The following is a 19,709-nucleotide window of genomic DNA, read 5'->3' on the forward strand; positions in this document are numbered from 1 at the left end:
GCTACCCGCAGGACGGTCGAAACCTGTCCGAGAAACCTGTTGGGGGGCTAGGGTGAGCGAACTTCCAGATCACATAGCTGCGTTAATTGTCCATCGAGCATCGCTAGAAAGTAATAATCGTTGGAGCACATTTTTGCCGGAAATGGTGCAGGAATTAGCGAGTAGACACGGATTAGAGATACCACAAAGTATAGTAGACGAAGCGTGTGAAAGGCTTCAAGATATCGGGGGGTGTTCAATTCTGCCTAGTTCGTTCGCAGGTGATATGTTCATTGTTGATGCCAATAATGCGACACAATTTTATCAAATTAATGCCGAACCAAATGAAAATACGTCAATCGCTTACGATCAAAAATGGGCCACTGCGAACGAGGACTATCCTGCTTTGAAGGCATATTATCACGGAGGCTCCGCTTGGATCGAAAAAGTAGTATTGGCCCTATCCAATCAGGATTTTTCTGAGATAGAACCGCGATCGTTCAGCGAAACATCTTATATCCCGGCGTCGGACAGAGTAGTTTCAATAGATCACAATAGCCCTGAGGTTGTACAAATCTCAGATGGTCTAGAAGAAGTCTCGGAAGTTTTTCGCGGCCTGAACTCTGCGGACATAGACCAAGACGCTAAGAGTCGACTTACAGCATCATTAGAAGCAGCCAAAACACTGTGGGAAAGTAGTCAGCTAAAGGTAATTCAGATCAACGTCGGGATCTTGATGGTGTTAGAAGAGGTTCATTCGTACATCAAAGAAACGGCAAAAGCTGCGTCGGTTGCTGGACTGATTGAGTTGATAAAACTGTATTTGAAACAATGAATTTGATGGAAATCGATCAATAATGCCAAAAAGAACTGACATAAAATCCATCCTCATCATCGGTGCCGGCCCCATAATCATCGGCCAGGCCTGCGAATTTGATTATAGCGGCACGCAGGCGTGCAAGGCGCTGAAGGAGGAGGGTTACCGGATCATCCTGGTCAACTCCAACCCGGCGACGATCATGACCGATCCGGAAATGGCGGATGCGACCTATATTGAACCGATTACGCCCGAAATTGTCGAAAAGATCATCGAAAAGGAACGGCCCGATGCGATTCTTCCCACCATGGGCGGGCAGACGGCGCTGAACACGGCTTTGTCGCTCAACAAGATGGGCGTGCTCGAGAAATATGGCGTCGAGATGATCGGTGCTGACGCCGAAGCCATCGACAAGGCCGAGGACCGCGAGAAGTTCAAGGACGCGATGGACCGGATCGGGCTGGAAAGTCCGCGCAGCGCGGTGGCGCATAGCGAGGAGCAGGCGCTCGAGATTCTCGAGGATATCGGCCTGCCGGCGATCATGCGGCCGAGCTTCACCATGGGCGGCACCGGCGGCGGCGTCGCCTATAACCGCGAGGAATTCGTCCATTATGTGAAAACCTCGCTGGAAGCCTCACCGACCCACGAGGTGCTGATCGACGAAAGCCTGATCGGCTGGAAGGAATATGAGATGGAGGTTGTCCGCGACAAGGCGGACAATTGCATCATCATCTGTTCGATCGAGAATGTCGATCCAATGGGCGTGCACACCGGCGACAGCATCACCGTCGCGCCGGCGCTGACCCTGACCGACAAGGAATATCAGATCATGCGCAACGCCAGCATCGCGGTGCTGCGGGAAATTGGCGTGGAAACAGGCGGTTCCAACGTACAGTTCGCCGTCAATCCGAAGAATGGCCGGCTCGTTGTCATCGAGATGAACCCGCGGGTCTCGCGCAGTTCGGCGCTGGCCTCCAAGGCGACCGGCTTCCCGATTGCCAAGGTCGCGGCAAAACTGGCGGTTGGCTATACGCTGGACGAGATTGACAATGACATTACCGGCGCCACCCCCGCGTCGTTCGAACCGACGATCGACTATGTCGTCACCAAGATTCCGCGCTTTGCCTTTGAAAAATTCAAGGGCGCGGAGCCGCTCTTGTCCACCGCGATGAAGTCGGTCGGCGAGGTGATGGCGATCGGCCGCAATATCCACGAATCCATGCAGAAGTCGCTGCGCGGTCTGGAAACCGGGCTGGACGGCTTCAACCGGGTGCAGGAACTGATCGGCGCGGACCGCGACGAGATTGCTTCGGCTCTGGCTCGCGCCACGCCGGACCGCCTGCTGGTCGCGGCGCAGGCGATGCGCGAAGGTTTCAGCGACGCGGAAATCCACGATATTGCCGGTTTCGACCCCTGGTTCCTTGCCCGGGTACGCGAGATTATCGAAGCGGAGCAGGCAATACTAGATAATGGCCTGCCGAACGAGCCGGAGGCCTTGCGCAAGCTCAAATCCATGGGCTTTTCCGATGAACGGCTGGCCAAGCTGGCGGTCGATTCCGTCCATGTCGCCGGTGGCACCGGCCGCACGGTCGCCGAGGGGCACGGGCTGGTCCATGACGCGCTGGCCGCCATGGCGGGGGCGACGACCGAGGCAGAAGTGCGCGCCTTGCGCCACAAGCTGGGCGTGCGGCCGGTATATAAGCGGATCGACACTTGCGCGGCGGAATTTGAAGCCAAGACGCCTTATATGTATTCGACCTATGAAGCGCCGATTTTCGGGGCGCCGGAAAATGAGGCGCAGCCGTCGGACCGCAAGAAGATCGTCATTCTCGGTGGCGGGCCGAACCGGATCGGGCAGGGGATCGAGTTTGACTATTGCTGCTGCCACGCCTGTTTCGCCCTCTCGGACGCGGGCTATGAAACGATCATGGTCAACTGCAACCCGGAAACCGTGTCGACCGATTATGACACATCCGACCGGCTCTATTTCGAGCCGCTGACCGCCGAGGACGTGCTGGAAATCCTGCACGTCGAGCAGCAGTCGGGCGAACTGGTCGGCGTGGTCGTGCAGTTTGGCGGGCAGACGCCGCTGAAGCTGGCGCAGGCGCTGGAAGACGCGGGCATTCCGATCCTCGGCACCTCGCCGGATGCGATTGATCTGGCTGAAGACCGCGAACGTTTTGCCAAGCTGGTCAACAAGCTGAAACTCAAACAGCCGGAAAACGGCATGGCGCGGACCCGCGACGAAGCGGTGAAAATCGCCGACCGGATCGGCTATCCGGTGCTGATCCGGCCGAGCTTCGTGCTCGGTGGCCGGGCGATGGAAATTGTCGACGGACCGGCCCAGCTGGAAAATTATATCAACACCGCGGTGCAGGTGTCGGGCGACCAGCCGGTGCTGGTTGACCAGTATCTGCGCGATGCGATCGAGGTCGATGTCGACGCGATCTGCGACGGCGACGAGGTGATCGTCTGCGGTGTGCTGCAGCATATCGAGGAGGCCGGCGTGCACTCGGGCGACAGCGCCTGCACGATCCCGCCCTACAGCCTGCCCGATGACATAATCGCGGAAATGGAACGCCAGGCGGAGGCGCTGGCCTTTGGTCTGAAGGTGCGCGGGCTGATGAATATCCAGTTCGCGGTCAAGGATGGCGAGGTCTATCTGATCGAGGTCAATCCCCGCGCGAGCCGGACCGTGCCCTTTGTCGCCAAGGCGATTGGCGTGCCGATTGCCAAGATTGCCTCGCGGGTGATGGCGGGCGAGAAGCTGAAAGCCCTGCCAACCATAGACCGGCATATCGATTATATCGCGGTGAAAGAAGCGGTCTTCCCGTTCAGCCGTTTCCCCGGCATCGATCCGGTGCTCTCGCCGGAAATGAAATCCACCGGCGAGGTGATGGGCATCGACCGGAATTTCCCGATCGCCTTTGCCAAGTCGCAAATGGGGGCGAATAATCATCTCCCCGATGGCGGGACGGTATTCATCTCGGTCAAGGAAACCGACAAGAAAGTGCTCGAACCGGCGGCGCGTCTGGCCGAGAAGCTGGGCTTTACCCTGATTGCGACCTCGGGAACTGCGGATTATCTTGCAGAAAAGGGGATCAAGGTCGAGAAAGTCAACAAGGTTGCCGAGGGCAGGCCGCATATTGTCGACCGGATCAAGGATGGCAAAGTGCATCTTATTTTCAACACCACCGAAGGCTGGCAGTCGCTCAAGGATTCCAAATCGATCCGGGCAGCGGCGCTGACCGACAAGATTCCGATCTATACAACAGCAACGGCCAGCAACGCCGTGATGCAGGCGATAGAGGCGCTGCGCGACGAGACTCTTGAAGTTCGCGCGTTACAGTCCTATTATAGAGCTTCGCAGACGTAATTTTCCGACATTTTGTCAAACTGCGGGTGTCCGTCGACAGGGGGGCGCCGGAAAACTGTTTTTGACGCTGCACGGCTGAAATCGGCAGCGTATAGGCAAGGAAAGGCCAAGAAAATGGCTGTTGAAAAAGTACCAATGCTGGCCGAAGGCCATGCAAAAATGGAAGCAGAACTCAAGGCACTGAAGGCCGAGCGTCCGATCATTGTCGATGCGATCGAAACCGCGCGTGCGCATGGCGATCTGTCGGAAAATGCCGAATATCACGCGGCCAAGGAACGGCAGGGACAGGTCGAGGCGACCATTGGCGATCTCGAGGACAAATTGTCCCGCGCCCAGGTCATCGATCCGAAAACCCTGTCCGGCGACAAGGCTGTCTTTGGTGCAACGCTGACCTTGCTTGATGAAGATGACAAGCCAGTGAAATATCAGCTGGTCGGGCAGGCGGAAGCCGATGCCAAATCTGGCAAGATCAGCTATAATTCGCCGATCGGCCGGGCCCTGATCGGTCGCAGTGTCGGCGACGAGATCGAAGTGACGGTGCCGGCGGGCGACAAATATTTCCTGCTCGACAAGATCGAGTTTATCTGAAGCCAATGGATATTCCGGCCGGAAAACTGACCAACGGGCTGATCATCGCCAATGTGGTGATCTTTCTGGTGATCTGGATTTTCGGCTGGCAGCAGGACGCGGTGCTGCGCGGCGGGATGTTTCCAATCCGGCTGGGCGGGGCTGAGATAGATGTGTCGCAATATGGCTGGATGGTCCCGGCCTGGCTGACTCCGCTGTCGTCGGCCTTTCTGCACAGCGGTCTGCTCCACCTCAGTTTCAACATGTTGATGCTGCTCTTCTGTGGTCGCTATGTCGAACAGGCGCTGGGGTCGCAGCTGATGGCAGCGCTCTATATCGTCGGCGCCTATGCGGCGTCCTTCGCGCAATATGCCGCCGAAAGCGATTCCATCGTGCCGATGATTGGCGCGAGCGGGGCTATTTCGGCGATATTGGGGGCTTATGCGCTGCTCTTTGCGCGCAACAAGGTCGATCCTGTCGGTCCGATTCCGGGCCATGTCGTCCGGATCATCTGGCTCAGTCTGGCGTGGATCGGAATCCAGCTGATGATCGGACTGGCAACCGCAGGCAATCTGCAGGGTATTGCGATCTTCGCGCATATTGGCGGATTTGTGGCTGGCCTGGTGATGACCAGACCGCTTCTGGAATGGCGTTTCCGCAACGCCTGAGCCTTTTCCGGGACTCAGTCTTCTTCGGGCAAGTCCGGTTCGAGCAGCTTATGCAAATGTACGACGACATATTTCATTTCGGCATCGTCGACCGTCATCTGGGCTTTTGAACGCCAGGCGTCCTCTGCTTCCTCATAGTCGGGATAGACTCCGACGAGATCCATCGCGTCCAGATTGACGAATTCCAGCCCGCGGGGATCCTTGACCCGTCCGCCCATGACCAGATGAATTTTGCTGCGTGCTTCGCTCATTTTTTACCCTGATGTTCTTCTTTTACCGCGTCCTGTGCGGCGATCATCGCGGTCTTAGCAGCCTCGATGGCTTTGCCAAACATATCTTTGAACTGAGCCCGCATATTGTCATTGCTCAGCCCCATTTCGTTGATCTGGTCGCGGCTGGCATCCTTGGCCGCCTGATAAGCGGTCCTTGCGGTTTCGTTGATCTTGCGACCCGCTCCGCCGACATATTTGCCTTCCGCCTTGCTTTTCGGAAGCAGCGCACCGATGAGCACGCCAAGGGCGGCACCACCGGCAACAATAGCCAGCGGACTGTTGGTGATCGTTTCTTCCGATCGCGCGACAGCTTTTTTCGCGACGTCCCTGGTGGCAGCGACGCCTTCGGCGGCTTTCTCGCGCCCTTCGCCCAGCAGGGCCGCTGCTCGCGCCTTGCTTTCGGACATTTTCTCCAGCGCAACGACGGAGGTTTCACCGGCAATTTCCTTTGCCGTTTCAAGCCGTTCCCGGGATGCGGCGCGGGCTTTGTCGATATTATCGGTCAATCTGCTCATATTTTATTCCTCGGTTTCTTCCGGCTTGGACTGCCTGTGGTTGGCGATAAGCTTGGCAATCGGCTTGCGCATCGCAATCAGCGTGGCGGTCGCCGCGACGGTCGCCGTGATGCCAGGGTGTGCCCGCATGCCATTGATCGCAGAATTTCCGGCGCTGCGGACGCGTCCCACGGCTTTGCTCCGGGCTTCGGCCACAAGATTGGACGGTTTCAATCGCTCTCTGGTTTCGGCGGCATGGCCCTGAAGATTTTCACGGGCTAGATCGCGCTTGATTGCCCGGTCACGCAGGCTGACTATTTCATCATTATGTTTCGGCATCGTCATTCTCACGCGTCATTTTCATCCAGTGGCAGTTTTTTTGCTCTTTTTATCGCCATGCTCATCATGATGGCAGCGACCAGCAACGCCGATCCCGTCGTTATGCCGGTCGCCGCCACCGAGCCTACATGTTCTGAAAGAATCAGCAATAGCCCGAGTATCAGGGCAATGACGCCCATGGTCCCGACCACCAGTGCGAGGCCAAACAGGACCAACATATTCTTGGTTGCCGCCAGGTTGACCGACAGCTTGGCGCGATAATATTCGACCTCGGCATAAGCCAAGGTGCGCACATCATCGATCAGGCCGGTCACCTGAGATTGCAGGGATTTGACGTCTGCATCGTCCGGAATCGAGGCCTGGGGCTCGGCCCCGTGATGCTCTTCATCCAACGCTGGAATATCTTTGTCCTGCAACATTCGTCACCCGCTAATATGGTGGCCCCATGCTACACTCATGCGTCGCTATCATCCATCCCTGATTTGATCAGACGGGAAATCAGAAAGCCGACCACGGCTGCTGCGCCAATCGCCACAGCGGGACTTTTCCGCACGAAGCCGCGCGCGTCTTCTACCATCTCGTCCACGTCTTTGGCGTTGAGCTTGTCTGCGAAGGACGAGACTGCATCGGCGGCAGAACGGGCGTAGTCGCCATATTTTTCGCCGACATTGTCGTCGATCGTCTTCGCGCTATCCTCGATCATCTTGCTCAGACTTTCAATTGCATTGCCGGTGCGTTCCTTGCCCTGGCTGGCTGCCGTTTTGGCTTTGGTTAGCGCCCGGTCTTTGAAATCACCACCATTGTCCGCTTTGGTTGCGGCCGCCTTGGTCGCTCCAGCTTTCAGAGGTGCTGCTTTCTGCGGTTTCGTCGTTCGCTCTTCCGACGTGTCCTTTTGCGGCGCGGCCTTTCGTGGCGCAGCTTTCTTGGCTGCAGGCTTTTTCGCCGCAGTTTTTGTCGTCGTCTTTCCGGTTGTCTTTTTGGCTTCTGCCATGATCAATAATCCTTCCTCATCTGTCCCTTGCCAACACCCCATAAACGGAAACGGTTCCATTTATGTTTCCCCTCTACAGGAAATGGTATCATTTGCTTTGGAATCAAGGGCCATGGCAGCGAGAAATGCGGTGCAATGGATTGCAACAAGCCCGCCATCGCGATAAGGGCAGGGCCAATGTTTTTACTTCATCCGGAGCCATTTTCATGACCGCAATAATCGACCTTCATGCCCGCCAGATTCTGGATAGTCGCGGTAATCCGACGGTAGAGGTCGATATTCTGCTCGAGGACGGCAGTTTTGGCCGCGCTGCCGTTCCTTCCGGTGCTTCCACAGGAGCCTATGAGGCGGTTGAACTGCGCGACGGAGACAAGAGCAAATATCTTGGCAAGGGCGTTCTCAAGGCGATCGACGCGGTCAATGGCGAGATCAAGGACGCGCTGACCGATCTGGACGCCGAAGACCAGGAAGAACTGGATGCGGCGATGATTGCCCTGGACGGCACGGCCAATAAAGCCAGGCTGGGTGCGAATGCGATTTTGGGGGTCAGTCTGGCCGCTGCAAAGGCTGCTGCGGATGCGCGCGGACTGCCGCTCTATCGTTATGTGGGTGGCGTATCGGCCCATGTTCTGCCGGTACCGATGATGAATATCATCAACGGCGGCGAGCATGCCGACAATCCGATTGATTTTCAGGAATTCATGGTGATGCCAGTTGGCGCCGACAGCCTCGCCGAGGCTGTCCGCTGGGGATCGGAAATTTTCCATACGCTGAAAAAGGGACTTTCGGAAAAGGGGCTGGCGACAGCAGTGGGCGACGAGGGGGGCTTTGCGCCCAATCTTGGTTCGACCCGCGAAGCGCTCGATTTCATCATGGCGTCGGTCGAAAAAGCCGGGTTCAAGGTCGGCGACGAAGTGGTGCTCGCTCTGGATTGCGCGGCAACGGAATTTTTCCGGGACGGCAAATATCATATTTCCGGCGAGAACAAGATTCTCACGCCAGCAGAAATGTCCGACTATCTGGCGGACTTGTGCAAGGACTATCCGATCAAGTCGATCGAAGACGGCATGTCGGAAGATGATTTTGAAGGCTGGAAGCTGATCACCGATGCGGTTGGAGACAAGGTGCAGCTGGTTGGCGACGATCTTTTCGTCACCAACCCCGAGCGCCTGTCAATGGGTATCGCGGACGGGCTGGCCAATTCGCTGCTGGTCAAGGTCAACCAGATCGGAACGCTTTCGGAAACGCTTGCGGCAGTACGGATGGCGCATAATGCATCCTATACGGCCGTTATGTCTCATCGATCGGGAGAGACCGAAGATTCGACCATTGCCGATCTGGCGGTTGCGACCAATTGCGGTCAGATCAAAACCGGAAGCCTGGCGCGGTCTGATCGGCTGGCCAAATATAATCAGCTGATCCGGATCGAAGAAGAACTGGGCAATGTCGCGCATTATGCCGGGCGATCCATTTTCAGCTAATCGCTATTTCCTCTTGATATAAAGGCAGTTCGACGCCGGTTTTTCGAAATTTTCGTTAAACCGCTTGCCAGCGAATCACTTTTCTGATTCAAGACTATTCCATGGCGCAACGCGAAAAAATTGCAGATCTGATCAAGGCGGCTCTTGGGCCCGGATTTGCGCTCGTGACCTTGCTGGCCATCGCTGGCTACGCCGTTTTGGGTCCGACCGGTGTTCTCGCCTGGGGCGAGTATCAGGCCGAGCTGGAGATGCGCGGTGTCGAGCTGGCCAAATTGCAAACCGAACGTGATGCGTTGAAGAACCGGGTAGAGTTGCTCGATCCCAAGGGCGCTGATCCTGATCTGATCGGTGAATTGTTGCGCGAGAAGGTCAATGTCGTCCATCCCGACGAGATTATCGTTCCGTTGAAATAGCTTTCGGCGGGTTCAGCCAGCAGTCGCAAATTTTAATCTGTCAACTGGTCTAAGCGCTTGGGTAACGGCGCAGTTTTGGTTATGCTGTTCATTCGTAAACAAAAGGACCCGCTCGCGTGGCAAAAGCTCCCCGGAAAACCACCCCAGCCAAAAAAACAGCCGCGCCCAAGCGCGCGCCAGCCAAATCCAAATCAGTCGTGCATTCGACGGGCGGACTGAAGGCACCGATTTACAGCGCAACCAAGGCAGAGATGCTGGAATTCTATGAACAAATGCTGCTTATCCGGCGCTTTGAGGAAAAGGCAGGGCAACTCTATGGTCTCGGTCTGATCGGTGGTTTTTGCCATCTCTATATCGGACAGGAGGCCGTCGTCACCGGCCTGCAATCGGCGATAAATCCGGGCAAGGACAGCGTGATTACCGGTTACCGTGATCATGGCCATATGCTGGCATGCGGCATTGATCCGAATATCGTGATGGCCGAACTGACCGGCCGTGCTTCCGGAATTTCAAAAGGCAAGGGCGGTTCGATGCACATGTTCTCCGTCGAGCATGGCTTTTACGGTGGTCACGGCATTGTCGGTGCGCAAGTCTCGCTCGGCACCGGTCTGGCCTTTGCCCATAAATATAAGGAAGATGGCGGCGTCTGTCTGGCTTATTTCGGCGACGGGGCTTCCAACCAGGGGCAGGTTTACGAAAGCTTCAACATGGCGGAACTCTGGCAGTTGCCGGTGATCTTCGTCATCGAAAATAACCAATATGCCATGGGTACCAGCGTCAACCGCTCGTCCGCTGAAGACCAGCTTTACCGGCGCGGGGAAAGCTTCCGCATTCCCGGCGTGCAAGTCGACGGCATGGATGTTCTGGCCGTGCGCGGTGCGGTGGAAGAAGTGTTGAAGGACGTGCGTGGCGGCGGCGGTCCGGTGCTGATGGAGCTCAAAACCTATCGCTATCGTGGCCACTCCATGTCCGATCCCGCCAAATATCGCAGCCGGGACGAGGTGCAGGACGTCCGCGAAAAATCCGATCCGATCGAGAGGCTGAAAGCGGCTCTGCTGAAAAAGGGTGTGAAGGAAGAAGATTTGAAAGCGCTGGATAAAAAGGTCCGCAAGACGGTGATGGAAGCGGCGGATTTTGCCGAGGAATCCCCGGAACCCGAGCTGTCCGAACTTTATACCAATGTGCTGGTGGAGCAATATTGATGGCGATCCAACTCAAGATGCCGGCTCTGTCCCCGACCATGGAAGAAGGCACATTGGCCAAATGGTTCGTGAAGGAAGGCGATGAAGTCAGTTCCGGAGACATATTGGCGGAGATTGAAACCGACAAGGCGACAATGGAATTTGAAGCGGTCGATGAAGGTGTGATCACCAAAATCCTGATCGCAGCAGGAACCGACGCAGTCGCGGTTGGAACGGTTATCGCTGAAATGGCCGGGGAAGATGAAGCAACTGGCAAAGCAGGCGGAGAAAAACCGGCGAGTGTAGCCAAGCAGGAGGCCAAGCCCGAGCCCGTGGAAGACGCCAAGCCGGAGATCATGGAAGCCGCGCCGCCCGCGCCGATCTCTCGCGCGGAAGATCCATCGGTACCCGCCGGTACCGATCTCGTTTCGCTCACCGTTCGTGAAGCCCTGCGTGATGCGATGGCCGAAGAAATGCGCAAAGACGGGGATATCTTTGTGATGGGCGAGGAGGTCGCCGAATATCAGGGCGCTTACAAGGTTACACAGGGTCTGCTCGAAGAATTTGGTCCGAAGCGGGTCATAGACACCCCGATTACCGAACATGGTTTTGCCGGCATAGGTGCTGGTGCGGCCATGGGTGGCCTGAAACCCATTGTCGAATTCATGACCTTCAATTTTGCCATGCAGGCGATTGATCAGATCATCAATTCAGCGGCCAAGACCAACTATATGTCCGGTGGCCAGATGCGCTGCCCGATTGTGTTTCGCGGCCCCAATGGTGCGGCATCCCGGGTGGGCGCACAGCACAGCCAGAATTACGGTCCGTGGTATGCCTCCGTTCCCGGCCTGATCGTCATCGCGCCTTATGATGCGGCAGATGCCAAAGGCCTGTTGAAGGCGGCTATCCAGACTCCCGATCCGGTCGTGTTTCTGGAAAATGAACTTCTTTATGGCCGCTCCTTCGACGTGCCGGCACTCGACGATCATATATTGCCGATCGGCAAGGCGCGGATTATGCGCGAAGGCAGCGATGTCACCATTGTCAGCTACTCAATCGGCGTAGGGCTTGCGCTCGAGGCGGCAGACAGTCTGGCGGGTGAGGGCATAGAGGCTGAAGTTATTGATCTGCGCACCCTGCGTCCGCTGGATACGGAAACGGTTCTCAAGAGCCTCGCCAAAACCAACCGGATGGTCGTCGCGGAAGAAGGCTGGCCGACCTGTTCGATTTCGAGTGAGATTGTCGCGCTATGCATGGAGCAGGGGTTCGATGATCTCGATGCTCCGGTGATGCGGGTGACCAACGAAGACGTTCCGTTGCCTTATGCGGCCAATCTGGAAAAGGCGGCCCTGATCGACAGCGCGCGGATCATCGCGGCGGTTAAAAAGGTCTGTTATCGGTAGCGCGGGAACGGGTGAGGGGAACCGCTCGCCGGGGCGTCTCAACTGGGCGGATTGTCTATCGTTCCGTAGACATTGCATTTCCAGAGCTGATTGTTCGGGATAGAGCTGGCGTTTTTGATCGCATGATCGTCGCGCTCGCGGGCAACGAAGGCGCTTTCATAGCGAATCACCTTATTTCCGAAAAACCGGTCAGATACCAGGGGCTGATATTCATAAACGACTTCCGCGAAATTAATTGCGGTTGCTCCCGACGCCGATATTTTTTTGCCCACCGGCCCGATGCCATCGGCAAGGCTGGAATCAAATTTCCCGTCATTCTCATTCCCGTAAGAAGATGAATAGTTGGTGTTGGCTCCGTAGCATCGCTGCCAGCGTATCCACTGGCCGGCGGAGGCGCCGGTTTGGCCGTTTTTCTCCAGGTTGGAAAGAATGACCCGTGCATGGGTCGAGAAATCGATCGCGTCGCCGGTGAGATGGGTCCCGGTAAATATTTCGCGAATATCAGCCTCATCAATGGATTCGCGTGCCCGCGAAGCATTGTCCGCGACCAGCATGGCAATCTGGCTGACCTGCATATGGGCAATGGCCAGGTTCGCCGTTTCCAGGCCGCCCAGGCCGATAAGGAGAATGACCGGAGCGGTGAACGCAAATTCAAGCAGCGCGAGGCCGCTGGTATCTTCGATGACCGGCAGATGTTTGAAACGGTTGATCATTTTGACAGCGCGCTGTTTTAATGTCTTTGCCATATCCACTCAGCCTCGCTCTAATCCAGCGTCGATATGCAAGTTTCGACCAAATCCACCTGCGCGCCAAACGGTTGATTGCGCACGGCTGTACTGTTCGAGATGGTCATCGTATCGGACAGTCCGATCATCGATGCCAGCGGGAAAAGACGCGGTGAACTAATGTCGATCTGATAGCTCACAATATCATCGGGACCACCTGTTCCAGCGATACCATAGTCGGTGTCGAACACCTCATTGCCATTATTGTCGATGAAGCAGTCACCGGGGTCCACTTCGCCGTTATTGTTATTGTCGGTCGTCAGTTTCTCCGGTTTGCCAACATTGGTGAAATCGAAGTAGCTCTGGGTTGATACAGAAATAACGGCATCGTCGAGAACCAGCGCATCCAGTCCGTCGTTCACCTGTTGCTCAATCTCGGCCAGGGTCATTTCGCCCGTCGAAGCGTCGCGCGCAACCCGATGCAGTACAGATTTGGACACCGTATCCACATAGCCCCGGTAGCCCAAATCCATAATGCCCAGCAACAGCAGCAGGAATGGTCCGGCGACGAGCGCGAATTCAACCAAAGTTGCGCCAGATTGATCCTCGCGGAGGCGAGTTGATTTGGTCCATGAACGCATCATTCCGACAGCCTCAGTCCGCCAATGGTTTTCGCAATATCGCCAAATGCCGCCTCAAGTGCTGTGTTGCTGGTAGCAGCAGTGGCGTGGCTCGAACTGGTCGCGCAGCTTTCCAGATGCGACTGGACAGTCGAACTGTTGGTGAACTGGATGACCCAGATCGTGATCCCTTTTGCCTTGACCGCGTTGCACATCAACTGGAAGCGTTGCGCCTGTCTGGCTTCATAGTCCGTTTTGTTCAGGCTGGTGGGGCCGAGGCGGCCATCGAGCTCGTTATATCCGTAGACATTATAACGGTCCGGACCGACGTTCAAATCACCATCGGTCATGAAGATCAGGTGCCGGGTAATATTGAACCCGTTGCTGGACGTCGAATTTTCTGCCGCGAACAAGCCTGTCGCAGACAGGAAGCGCGCACCCCAGATCATCCCGATCGTATGGTTGGTATAACCATTTGGCTGGAGGGCATCGATATAGTTTTTGAGGCTACCCGAATAAATTGTATTTCCGGTGCTATTCAGACCGGGATCTGATTCATAGCTGGCATATTGCGCCAGGCGGCGGCCCTTGGCCGGGCAGTCGGAGCTAGTCGCCTGCCATCCTGAACGGAGATATTCCACACCGCTCCAGTAAGGACGCCAGCGGGTTGCCTTGCTGTTCGGGACCAGGTCAATATCAAGGTCATAGGCATTGGCAGGAATGGCATTGGTCGTGGGCGTGATATCGGCATAGGTATCGCGTTCTTCGATACACCCGTTCCAGCGGTCAGAAGGACCGTGCGCCGCGTGGGATGGATTATCGTAAAGAGTCGGCCGCAAAGCAGACGGATTGCCGGCTTTTATCGACGCAACATAGGCCGAAACATCGTGGTCGAACTCATCATATTCCCAGAAGTCGAATACCGCTCCGGGCTGCCACTCGGTCGTCTTGATGGGTGCCGAATCGAATCTTTCGACCTTGCGCTTGCAGGCCTTGTAATTATTATTGTAGCGATAATAGCTGTAATAGCTGAATTCGTAATAATAGCCATTTTGGGTGAGCGGGGTACCGGAAGCATATCCATTGTCGCTTGGCTTCCAGATCGAGTTGTCTACCTTCTTGTTTTGTCCGAAATCATATTCGCACGCGTCGCGGTCGCTGCCTTGTGCACCAGCAACGTTGATTTGCTCAAATGTGACGGTCGGATTCGCGCCGGGAATGACCCAGTGTGCCCGCCGGGTCTGATAATTCCATTCATCTTCGACGGCTGTTCCGACACCGCCAACCAGCCACGACGGATTCTCGTCATATAAGGTCTCGCCGACATTGATCATCGCGTTATAGGGCATGAAACCGTAGCGGATCTGGCTGCCATTGGTACCGCCGCCGCTGCCGAGAATGGCATAGAAATCCTCGACCGCATTCTTCAGACCGCCGATTTTCTTCTCTGCTTCATTGTTGGTGATACTGCCGTTCGGCTTTCTGTCCATCGAGCCGGTGACGTCGAGCACCATCATTACATCGACATTGCCGATGTCCAGGCGGCTGGTGCAGTCCGCCTTCAATGTCATTTTCTTATAGCCGAATATTCGCATTATCGACGTGTTCATGGTGGTTTCCATGACGCCCACGACGGTTTTTTCGCCGGGCGCGCCATCGACAAACCGGGGGTTGGCCTTGCCATTGACGGGCACAAAGGGATCGGTGTCGAACGACCCTTCCGGAAAGTTGAAGTCGAAAAATTTGCGGGCTTCCACAGCATCAGCGGCAGACATGGTGGCTCCCGTCATAGCACGACGACCAGCCAGAGCGCCCGCGTCACAGGCTTGCTGCAAACGCGCCTGCGCCATGTAAGCACGGCCAATATCAACGCCTCCGCCAATTATAGCGGCAATCGGAAATATCGCTGCTGCGGCCATGGCATATACGTTGCCCGCCGTATCCGACCGCAACGCCGCCCAAAAGGTACGCGCAAAATTTTCGCTTTTTTTGCCAAGCATGCGCTCTGGCCCCCTGAAATAACCCAATTTGAATGTGTGAAATATGCGAAAAAGGGTTAGCGGCGGCCCAATGGCCATGGTTAAAATGACGTTTACCTTGATTTTCCGCAGAAAACTGTCAACGGCCTGCGCATGCAAGACACGTTTTTACATCTAGACCCGTTGCATCGGTTGATTCTTGCTTACGCAAAAAGGCCTGATCGTCCTCGATATGCGCTTTTATTCGCTCTCGATTCAAGATTCGCGGATATTATTCGTTCGACAAAGGAAATATTGATTGGACAGATGCGGTTAACGTGGTGGCGGGATATATTAACCAAGCCTGCGTCTGAACGGCCGGCGGGCGAACCGCTGATTGAGCAGATTAATCTGCTGGAAGAACAAGGCGACAGTCTGGCTCCGCTTTTGACCCTGCTCGACGGGTGGGAAGCGATGCTCGATGATTTTCCGTGGGATGACCGGCAGTTTGACAACTATGCTGTCGCACGCAGTGGCGGTTTTTTTGATTTTGGCTCGGGCGATGACAATGCACTGACTGATGCGCAGACTGAGCATGGTCGCGCCTGGGCGTTGTGGGATTTCGCGCGTCATTGCTCGGATACCGATATGCGGCAGTCTGCCTTCGACCGTTGCACGCAAATCGTGCAATCTCATCCAAACGCGAATTTTGACAGAAGCGGACGACCGCTCTCAATCCTCTGCAAACTGATGATCCGCGATGTTAGGACGGGGCAATTGTCTGTCGATCTGTACCGTCCAGCCAGCGCCGCCCGTATCATCTGGCACGGTATCGCTGGTCGCTAGAAGCACAGTCGCTGATCCGCGGGATCCGCTTATGAGAAAATTTGCTGCCGGTGCCGCCGGGATGATTCTGATGCTCACGGCAGGCCTGTTCATCTGGATCGGTGCACAGGGGCAAGATGTTCCCATACCCACTGCACCGCCGCCTCCCGAACCGGTCGCACCGGATAGCCTCCCGGTGGCGGAACTGGACGCGGAAACGATCGGTCCTGCGCCGCCGACACCGCCCAAAGCTTATAAGGCCTCGCGTGAAGAAATGCGGTTCAACCGCTATGACCGCAATCGCGATGAAGCCATCACCCGTCTCGAAATGATGAGCAGCCGCACCGATTCTTTCCGCAAGCTCGACAAGGACGGCAATAATCTGCTCACCTTCGAAGAATGGGCGGTTGCCACCAGTACTCGTTTTGCGGGAGCAGATGGTGATGGCAATGGTCAGCTAACCCGCACCGAATTTCGAACCACGCGGCCCAAGCGTTCTGCGCCACGATGCAAATGCTAGGCGAGCTGGAGCCCCTTTGACGAAAGAGGGTGTAACCACAGAGCAAAATCTTCACGCGCGCGCGCGGTATAGGCTTCCTTCCGTTCCTTCTTTTTCACACGCTGCTCAAAGGGCGGGAACAGGCCAAAATTGACATTCATCGGCTGATAGTCCCGGGCATCGGCACCGCCGGTGATATGCGACAATAACGCGCCAAATGCGGTGGTCTGCGGGGGCAGGGTGAAGGGTTCGCCGCGCACTTCCGCCGCTGCCATCCGGCCGACCATAAGGCCGACTGCCGCGCTCTCGACATAGCCTTCACAGCCGGTGATCTGACCGGCAAAGCGGATATGCGGGGCTTTTTTGAGGCGCAGCTCCTTGTCGAGCAGTTTCGGTGCGTTGATGAATGTGTTGCGGTGGAGACCGCCCATGCGGGCGAACTCGGCCTTTTCCAGCCCGGGAATGGTGCGCAGCAATTCAGCCTGTGCGCCATATTTCAGCTTGGTCTGGAAGCCAACCATGTTCCAGAGCGTACCCAAGGCGTTATCCTGCCGGAGCTGAACCACTGCATAGGCCTTTCCGCCGGTGTGACTGTTGGTCAGTCCTACCGGTTTCATCGGACCGTATCTGAGGGTCTCGGGACCGCGAGAGGCCATTACTTCAATGGGCATACAGCCTTCAAAATAGGGTGTGTCTTTTTCCCACTGTTTGAAATCGGTCTTTTCGCCGTCGAGCAGGCCCTGGATGAATGCTTCATATTGATCGCGGTCCATCGGGCAGTTGATATAGTCCTTGCCGTCACCTTCGGGGCCAACCTTGTCCCAGCGCGACTGCATCCAGGCGATGCCCATATTGATACTGTCCCGGTAGACAATCGGGGCAATCGCATCGAAAAAGGCGAGCGAATCCTCTCCTGTCGCCGCGCCAATGCTTTCCGCCAGCGACATGGCGGTGAGAGGGCCGGTGGCAACAATGGTCAGGCCGCTTTCGGGTAGTTGATCAACCCGTTCGCGGACAATCTCGATATTCGGATGCTCGCTCAACCGTTTTGTGATGCCAGCGGAGAAATGATCGCGGTCGACGGCCAGAGCGGAACCAGCGGGGAGCCGATGCTTGTCGCCTTCTCCGATGATGATTGAATTGAGGTCGCGCATTTCCTGATGCAACAAACCGACGGCATTTTTTTCGGCATCATCTGACCGGAAACTGTTTGAACAAACCAGTTCTGCGAGTCCGTCGGTCTGATGGGCAGGCGTCATCTCCCCGCTGCCCCGCATCTCGGAAAGGCGGACTTTTATGCCCTGTTCGGCGAGTTGCCATGCTGCTTCGGACCCGGCGAGTCCGCCGCCGATAATATGTGCATCTGTCATGGGCGCCTTAGTGTTGTGGTAAGAGTCCAATGTCAATCTGGCAGTCGCGCTTGTTGCGTGATAGGGCCGTTCCGAAAAGGGGGAAGAGGACATTCCTATGAAAAGCGCATTTGCCGAAAATCGACCATTTTTGATGATCAGCCTGTTGTTCGGGATCAGCTATTATTTTGCATGTGTCTTGAACACCCCGGAGTTGCCCGAACCATTAATCGTCCTCTGGAAAGGAGCCGGCGTCAGCTTTTTGGCAATTTATGCTCTGGTCCGGCTGCACCGGCTGGACGGCAAGATTGTCGGGGCTTTCATGGCGTTCGGTGCGCTTGGCGACATGGCACTGGAATATGACATGATAATCGGCGCGGGTGCGTTCATGGTTGGTCATTTCCTGGCCATTGCCTTTTACTCCCGGTACCGCCGTCACAAACTGGGGTTCAGCCAGAAACTTTTCGCCATTTTGTTGGTGCCGCTGTCCATCGGAATTGCTTGGGCCTTGCCGTCGGACAGGGGATCCGCCCTTACCATCGCACTTTATTGTCTGTCGGTCGCGGGGATGGCGGCCATGGCATGGACGAGCCGTTTCTCCCGCTATCAGGTCGGCGCAGGTGCAATCCTGTTTCTGGTTTCCGACCTGCTGATATTTGCCCGGATGGGGCCGCTGGAAACAAGCATCATTCCCGACCTGTTCATCTGGCCTTTCTATTATTTCGGCCAGTTCATGATTGCGACGGGAATCGTCCGGACCTTACGTCACGAAATGGCGGCAGACAGCGCAGACCCGGTTCACGCCTGATGGGCGGCGATTGTGGTCCGGTGGAGCAAGCGGTCGTGGCCGTCATAGCCGCCGGTGGCACAGTGCAGCACAGAGCGATTATCCCACATCAGCAGCATATTCGGCTGCCAATGGTGACGATAGACAAATTCCCCGCGGCTTTGCCACGCGTATAGCTGCTGGAGCAGGGGCAGGGCCTTTTGCTGGGGCATGCCTTCAAAGCCGATGATATAACCGAGGCAACTGAACAGCCCGAGACGTCCGGTTTCCGGATGTTCGCGGATCAGGGGATGAAGCTGGATTTCGCGTGCCGATTCGTCGGGACGGATCGCCATGCTGCGGCCCTCGTCCTTTTCGCCGTAAGCGCCGTCGGGGGCGTAAGCCATTTGCGCGCTGTGAATGGCGGTCAGACCTTCATATTGCGCGCGCATGTCGGCTGGCATCGCATCGAGCGCGGCATGCTGGTCAGCGAATAAAGTGTCGCCGCCGACCGGAGGGATGGTGATTCCGAGGAGACAGGTACCCGCGGGCGGGTGGGCCTGGAAGCTCCAGTCGCTGTGCCAGTTTTCCGCAAACAGGGGGCTTTTCTCATCCGCATCGCGCCGGATGGCCGCAATATGCTGGCGGCCTTCGATCGGGTCGAAAAACGGATCATGCCCGAAATCGCCGAAATAGCGCGTGAAGCGTTCCAGATCGTCGTCGGTCATCGCTTGGTCGGGGAAGGAGAGCACATGATGTTCCAGCCAGGCTGATCGAATATCGGCGATGGCTTCATCGGAAAGCGGCTGGGTCAGGTCGATACCCGTCACCTCGGCTCCGCATGCTTGCCCGGATGGTGTGACCTTCATTGGCTTTCCTCTCGACATTGTTCCCGTTCGTGCCGAGCCTGTTGAAGTACCTCTTTCTATCGAGAGGCATATTTTCGCAAGGCGTCCTTCGACAGGCTCGGGACGAACGGCATTAGA

The 19,709-nt window shown here is 56.3% G+C and carries 21 protein-coding genes; 11 read left to right on the plus strand and 10 right to left on the minus strand.

Going from position 1 to position 19,709, the window contains the following annotated elements; all coding sequences use genetic code 11:
* The first annotated feature begins 52 nt into the window (after positions 1 to 52).
* From ACN0WX_RS07225 to ACN0WX_RS07240, 4 genes are all read left to right on the plus strand, one after another.
* Complete coding sequence (locus tag ACN0WX_RS07225; RefSeq protein ID WP_417621620.1) at positions 53 to 814, plus strand: hypothetical protein; 762 nt, start codon at positions 53 to 55, stop codon at positions 812 to 814.
* A gap of 22 nt (positions 815 to 836) precedes the next feature.
* Positions 837 to 4,172 (plus strand): carbamoyl-phosphate synthase large subunit, encoded by a 3,336-nt coding sequence (carB, locus tag ACN0WX_RS07230; protein WP_417621621.1) that lies wholly within the window; start codon positions 837 to 839, stop codon positions 4,170 to 4,172.
* Positions 4,173 to 4,286: 114 nt separating this feature from the next.
* The gene (gene greA, locus ACN0WX_RS07235) at positions 4,287 to 4,760 is read left to right on the plus strand and encodes a transcription elongation factor GreA (protein ID WP_417621622.1); all 474 of its coding nucleotides are present in this window, start codon (positions 4,287 to 4,289) and stop codon (positions 4,758 to 4,760) included.
* 5 nt (positions 4,761 to 4,765) lie between these two features.
* Positions 4,766 to 5,407, plus strand: a complete 642-nt coding sequence (locus tag ACN0WX_RS07240) for a rhomboid family intramembrane serine protease (protein WP_417621623.1) — start codon at positions 4,766 to 4,768, stop codon at positions 5,405 to 5,407.
* Positions 5,408 to 5,421: 14 nt separating this feature from the next.
* Here ACN0WX_RS07240 and ACN0WX_RS07245 read toward each other — a convergent pair whose 3' ends face one another.
* Genes ACN0WX_RS07245 through ACN0WX_RS07265 form a run of 5 tightly spaced genes read right to left on the minus strand, consistent with a single transcriptional unit; the run spans position 5,422 to position 7,503 of the window.
* A complete protein-coding gene (locus ACN0WX_RS07245; RefSeq protein WP_417621624.1) occupies positions 5,422 to 5,658 on the minus strand; it encodes a DUF4170 domain-containing protein in 237 nt (78 codons plus the stop codon).
* Complete coding sequence (locus tag ACN0WX_RS07250) at positions 5,655 to 6,194, minus strand: DUF883 family protein (RefSeq protein WP_417621625.1); 540 nt, start codon at positions 6,192 to 6,194, stop codon at positions 5,655 to 5,657. The genes ACN0WX_RS07245 and ACN0WX_RS07250 overlap by 4 nt, the downstream gene beginning before the upstream one ends.
* Positions 6,195 to 6,197: 3 nt before the next feature.
* Positions 6,198 to 6,518 carry a hypothetical protein gene (locus tag ACN0WX_RS07255; protein WP_417621626.1) on the minus strand — a complete coding sequence of 107 codons (321 nt, stop codon included), beginning with the start codon at positions 6,516 to 6,518 and terminating at the stop codon, positions 6,198 to 6,200.
* A 2-nt stretch (positions 6,519 to 6,520) separates the two neighbouring features.
* Positions 6,521 to 6,931, minus strand: a complete 411-nt coding sequence (locus ACN0WX_RS07260; RefSeq protein ID WP_417621627.1) for a phage holin family protein — start codon at positions 6,929 to 6,931, stop codon at positions 6,521 to 6,523.
* Positions 6,932 to 6,966: 35 nt separating this feature from the next.
* Positions 6,967 to 7,503: a hypothetical protein gene (locus ACN0WX_RS07265; protein ID WP_417621628.1), complete on the minus strand. Its 537-nt coding sequence runs from the start codon at positions 7,501 to 7,503 to the stop codon at positions 6,967 to 6,969.
* Between the two features lie 206 nt (positions 7,504 to 7,709).
* On the opposite strand from ACN0WX_RS07265, the gene eno reads away from it, so the two are divergent.
* The 4 genes from eno (at position 7,710) to ACN0WX_RS07285 (ending at position 11,981) form a co-directional block, all read left to right on the plus strand.
* Positions 7,710 to 8,984, plus strand: a complete 1,275-nt coding sequence (gene eno, locus ACN0WX_RS07270; RefSeq protein ID WP_417621629.1) for a phosphopyruvate hydratase — start codon at positions 7,710 to 7,712, stop codon at positions 8,982 to 8,984.
* A gap of 101 nt (positions 8,985 to 9,085) precedes the next feature.
* On the plus strand, positions 9,086 to 9,397 hold the full coding sequence (locus ACN0WX_RS07275) for an FtsB family cell division protein (protein WP_417621630.1): 312 nt from the start codon (positions 9,086 to 9,088) through the stop codon (positions 9,395 to 9,397).
* Between the two features lie 197 nt (positions 9,398 to 9,594).
* On the plus strand, positions 9,595 to 10,599 hold the full coding sequence (pdhA, locus tag ACN0WX_RS07280; RefSeq protein ID WP_417621875.1) for a pyruvate dehydrogenase (acetyl-transferring) E1 component subunit alpha: 1,005 nt from the start codon (positions 9,595 to 9,597) through the stop codon (positions 10,597 to 10,599).
* A complete protein-coding gene (locus tag ACN0WX_RS07285) occupies positions 10,599 to 11,981 on the plus strand; it encodes a pyruvate dehydrogenase complex E1 component subunit beta (RefSeq protein ID WP_417621631.1) in 1,383 nt (460 codons plus the stop codon). The genes pdhA and ACN0WX_RS07285 overlap by 1 nt, the downstream gene beginning before the upstream one ends.
* Before the next feature lie 38 nt (positions 11,982 to 12,019).
* Here ACN0WX_RS07285 and ACN0WX_RS07290 read toward each other — a convergent pair whose 3' ends face one another.
* The 3 genes from ACN0WX_RS07290 to ACN0WX_RS07300 are packed head-to-tail and all read right to left on the minus strand — an operon-like array spanning position 12,020 to position 15,326.
* The gene (locus tag ACN0WX_RS07290) at positions 12,020 to 12,727 is read right to left on the minus strand and encodes a TadE/TadG family type IV pilus assembly protein (RefSeq protein WP_417621632.1); all 708 of its coding nucleotides are present in this window, start codon (positions 12,725 to 12,727) and stop codon (positions 12,020 to 12,022) included.
* A gap of 17 nt (positions 12,728 to 12,744) precedes the next feature.
* On the minus strand, positions 12,745 to 13,350 hold the full coding sequence (locus tag ACN0WX_RS07295) for a TadE/TadG family type IV pilus assembly protein (protein WP_417621633.1): 606 nt from the start codon (positions 13,348 to 13,350) through the stop codon (positions 12,745 to 12,747).
* On the minus strand, positions 13,347 to 15,326 hold the full coding sequence (locus tag ACN0WX_RS07300) for a pilus assembly protein TadG-related protein (RefSeq protein ID WP_417621634.1): 1,980 nt from the start codon (positions 15,324 to 15,326) through the stop codon (positions 13,347 to 13,349). The genes ACN0WX_RS07295 and ACN0WX_RS07300 overlap by 4 nt, the downstream gene beginning before the upstream one ends.
* Positions 15,327 to 15,611: 285 nt before the next feature.
* Between ACN0WX_RS07300 and ACN0WX_RS07305 the strand changes: the two genes are divergently transcribed.
* Positions 15,612 to 16,130 carry a hypothetical protein gene (locus tag ACN0WX_RS07305; protein ID WP_417621635.1) on the plus strand — a complete coding sequence of 173 codons (519 nt, stop codon included), beginning with the start codon at positions 15,612 to 15,614 and terminating at the stop codon, positions 16,128 to 16,130.
* Between the two features lie 31 nt (positions 16,131 to 16,161).
* Positions 16,162 to 16,629 carry a hypothetical protein gene (locus tag ACN0WX_RS07310; protein WP_417621636.1) on the plus strand — a complete coding sequence of 156 codons (468 nt, stop codon included), beginning with the start codon at positions 16,162 to 16,164 and terminating at the stop codon, positions 16,627 to 16,629.
* On the opposite strand, the gene trmFO is transcribed toward ACN0WX_RS07310, so the two are convergent.
* A complete protein-coding gene (gene trmFO / locus ACN0WX_RS07315; protein WP_417621637.1) occupies positions 16,626 to 17,978 on the minus strand; it encodes a methylenetetrahydrofolate--tRNA-(uracil(54)-C(5))-methyltransferase (FADH(2)-oxidizing) TrmFO in 1,353 nt (450 codons plus the stop codon). The two genes, ACN0WX_RS07310 and trmFO, sit on opposite strands and share 4 nt — an antisense overlap.
* 97 nt (positions 17,979 to 18,075) lie before the next feature.
* Between trmFO and ACN0WX_RS07320 the strand changes: the two genes are divergently transcribed.
* Complete coding sequence (locus ACN0WX_RS07320) at positions 18,076 to 18,765, plus strand: lysoplasmalogenase (protein ID WP_417621638.1); 690 nt, start codon at positions 18,076 to 18,078, stop codon at positions 18,763 to 18,765.
* Here ACN0WX_RS07320 and ACN0WX_RS07325 read toward each other — a convergent pair.
* Positions 18,756 to 19,592 (minus strand): TauD/TfdA dioxygenase family protein, encoded by an 837-nt coding sequence (locus ACN0WX_RS07325; RefSeq protein ID WP_417621639.1) that lies wholly within the window; start codon positions 19,590 to 19,592, stop codon positions 18,756 to 18,758. The two genes, ACN0WX_RS07320 and ACN0WX_RS07325, sit on opposite strands and share 10 nt — an antisense overlap.
* Positions 19,593 to 19,709 lie beyond the last annotated feature (117 nt).

The sequence above is a fragment of the Parasphingorhabdus sp. genome, from assembly GCF_048269915.1.
In the GTDB taxonomy this organism is placed as follows: Bacteria; Pseudomonadota; Alphaproteobacteria; order Sphingomonadales; family Sphingomonadaceae; genus Parasphingorhabdus.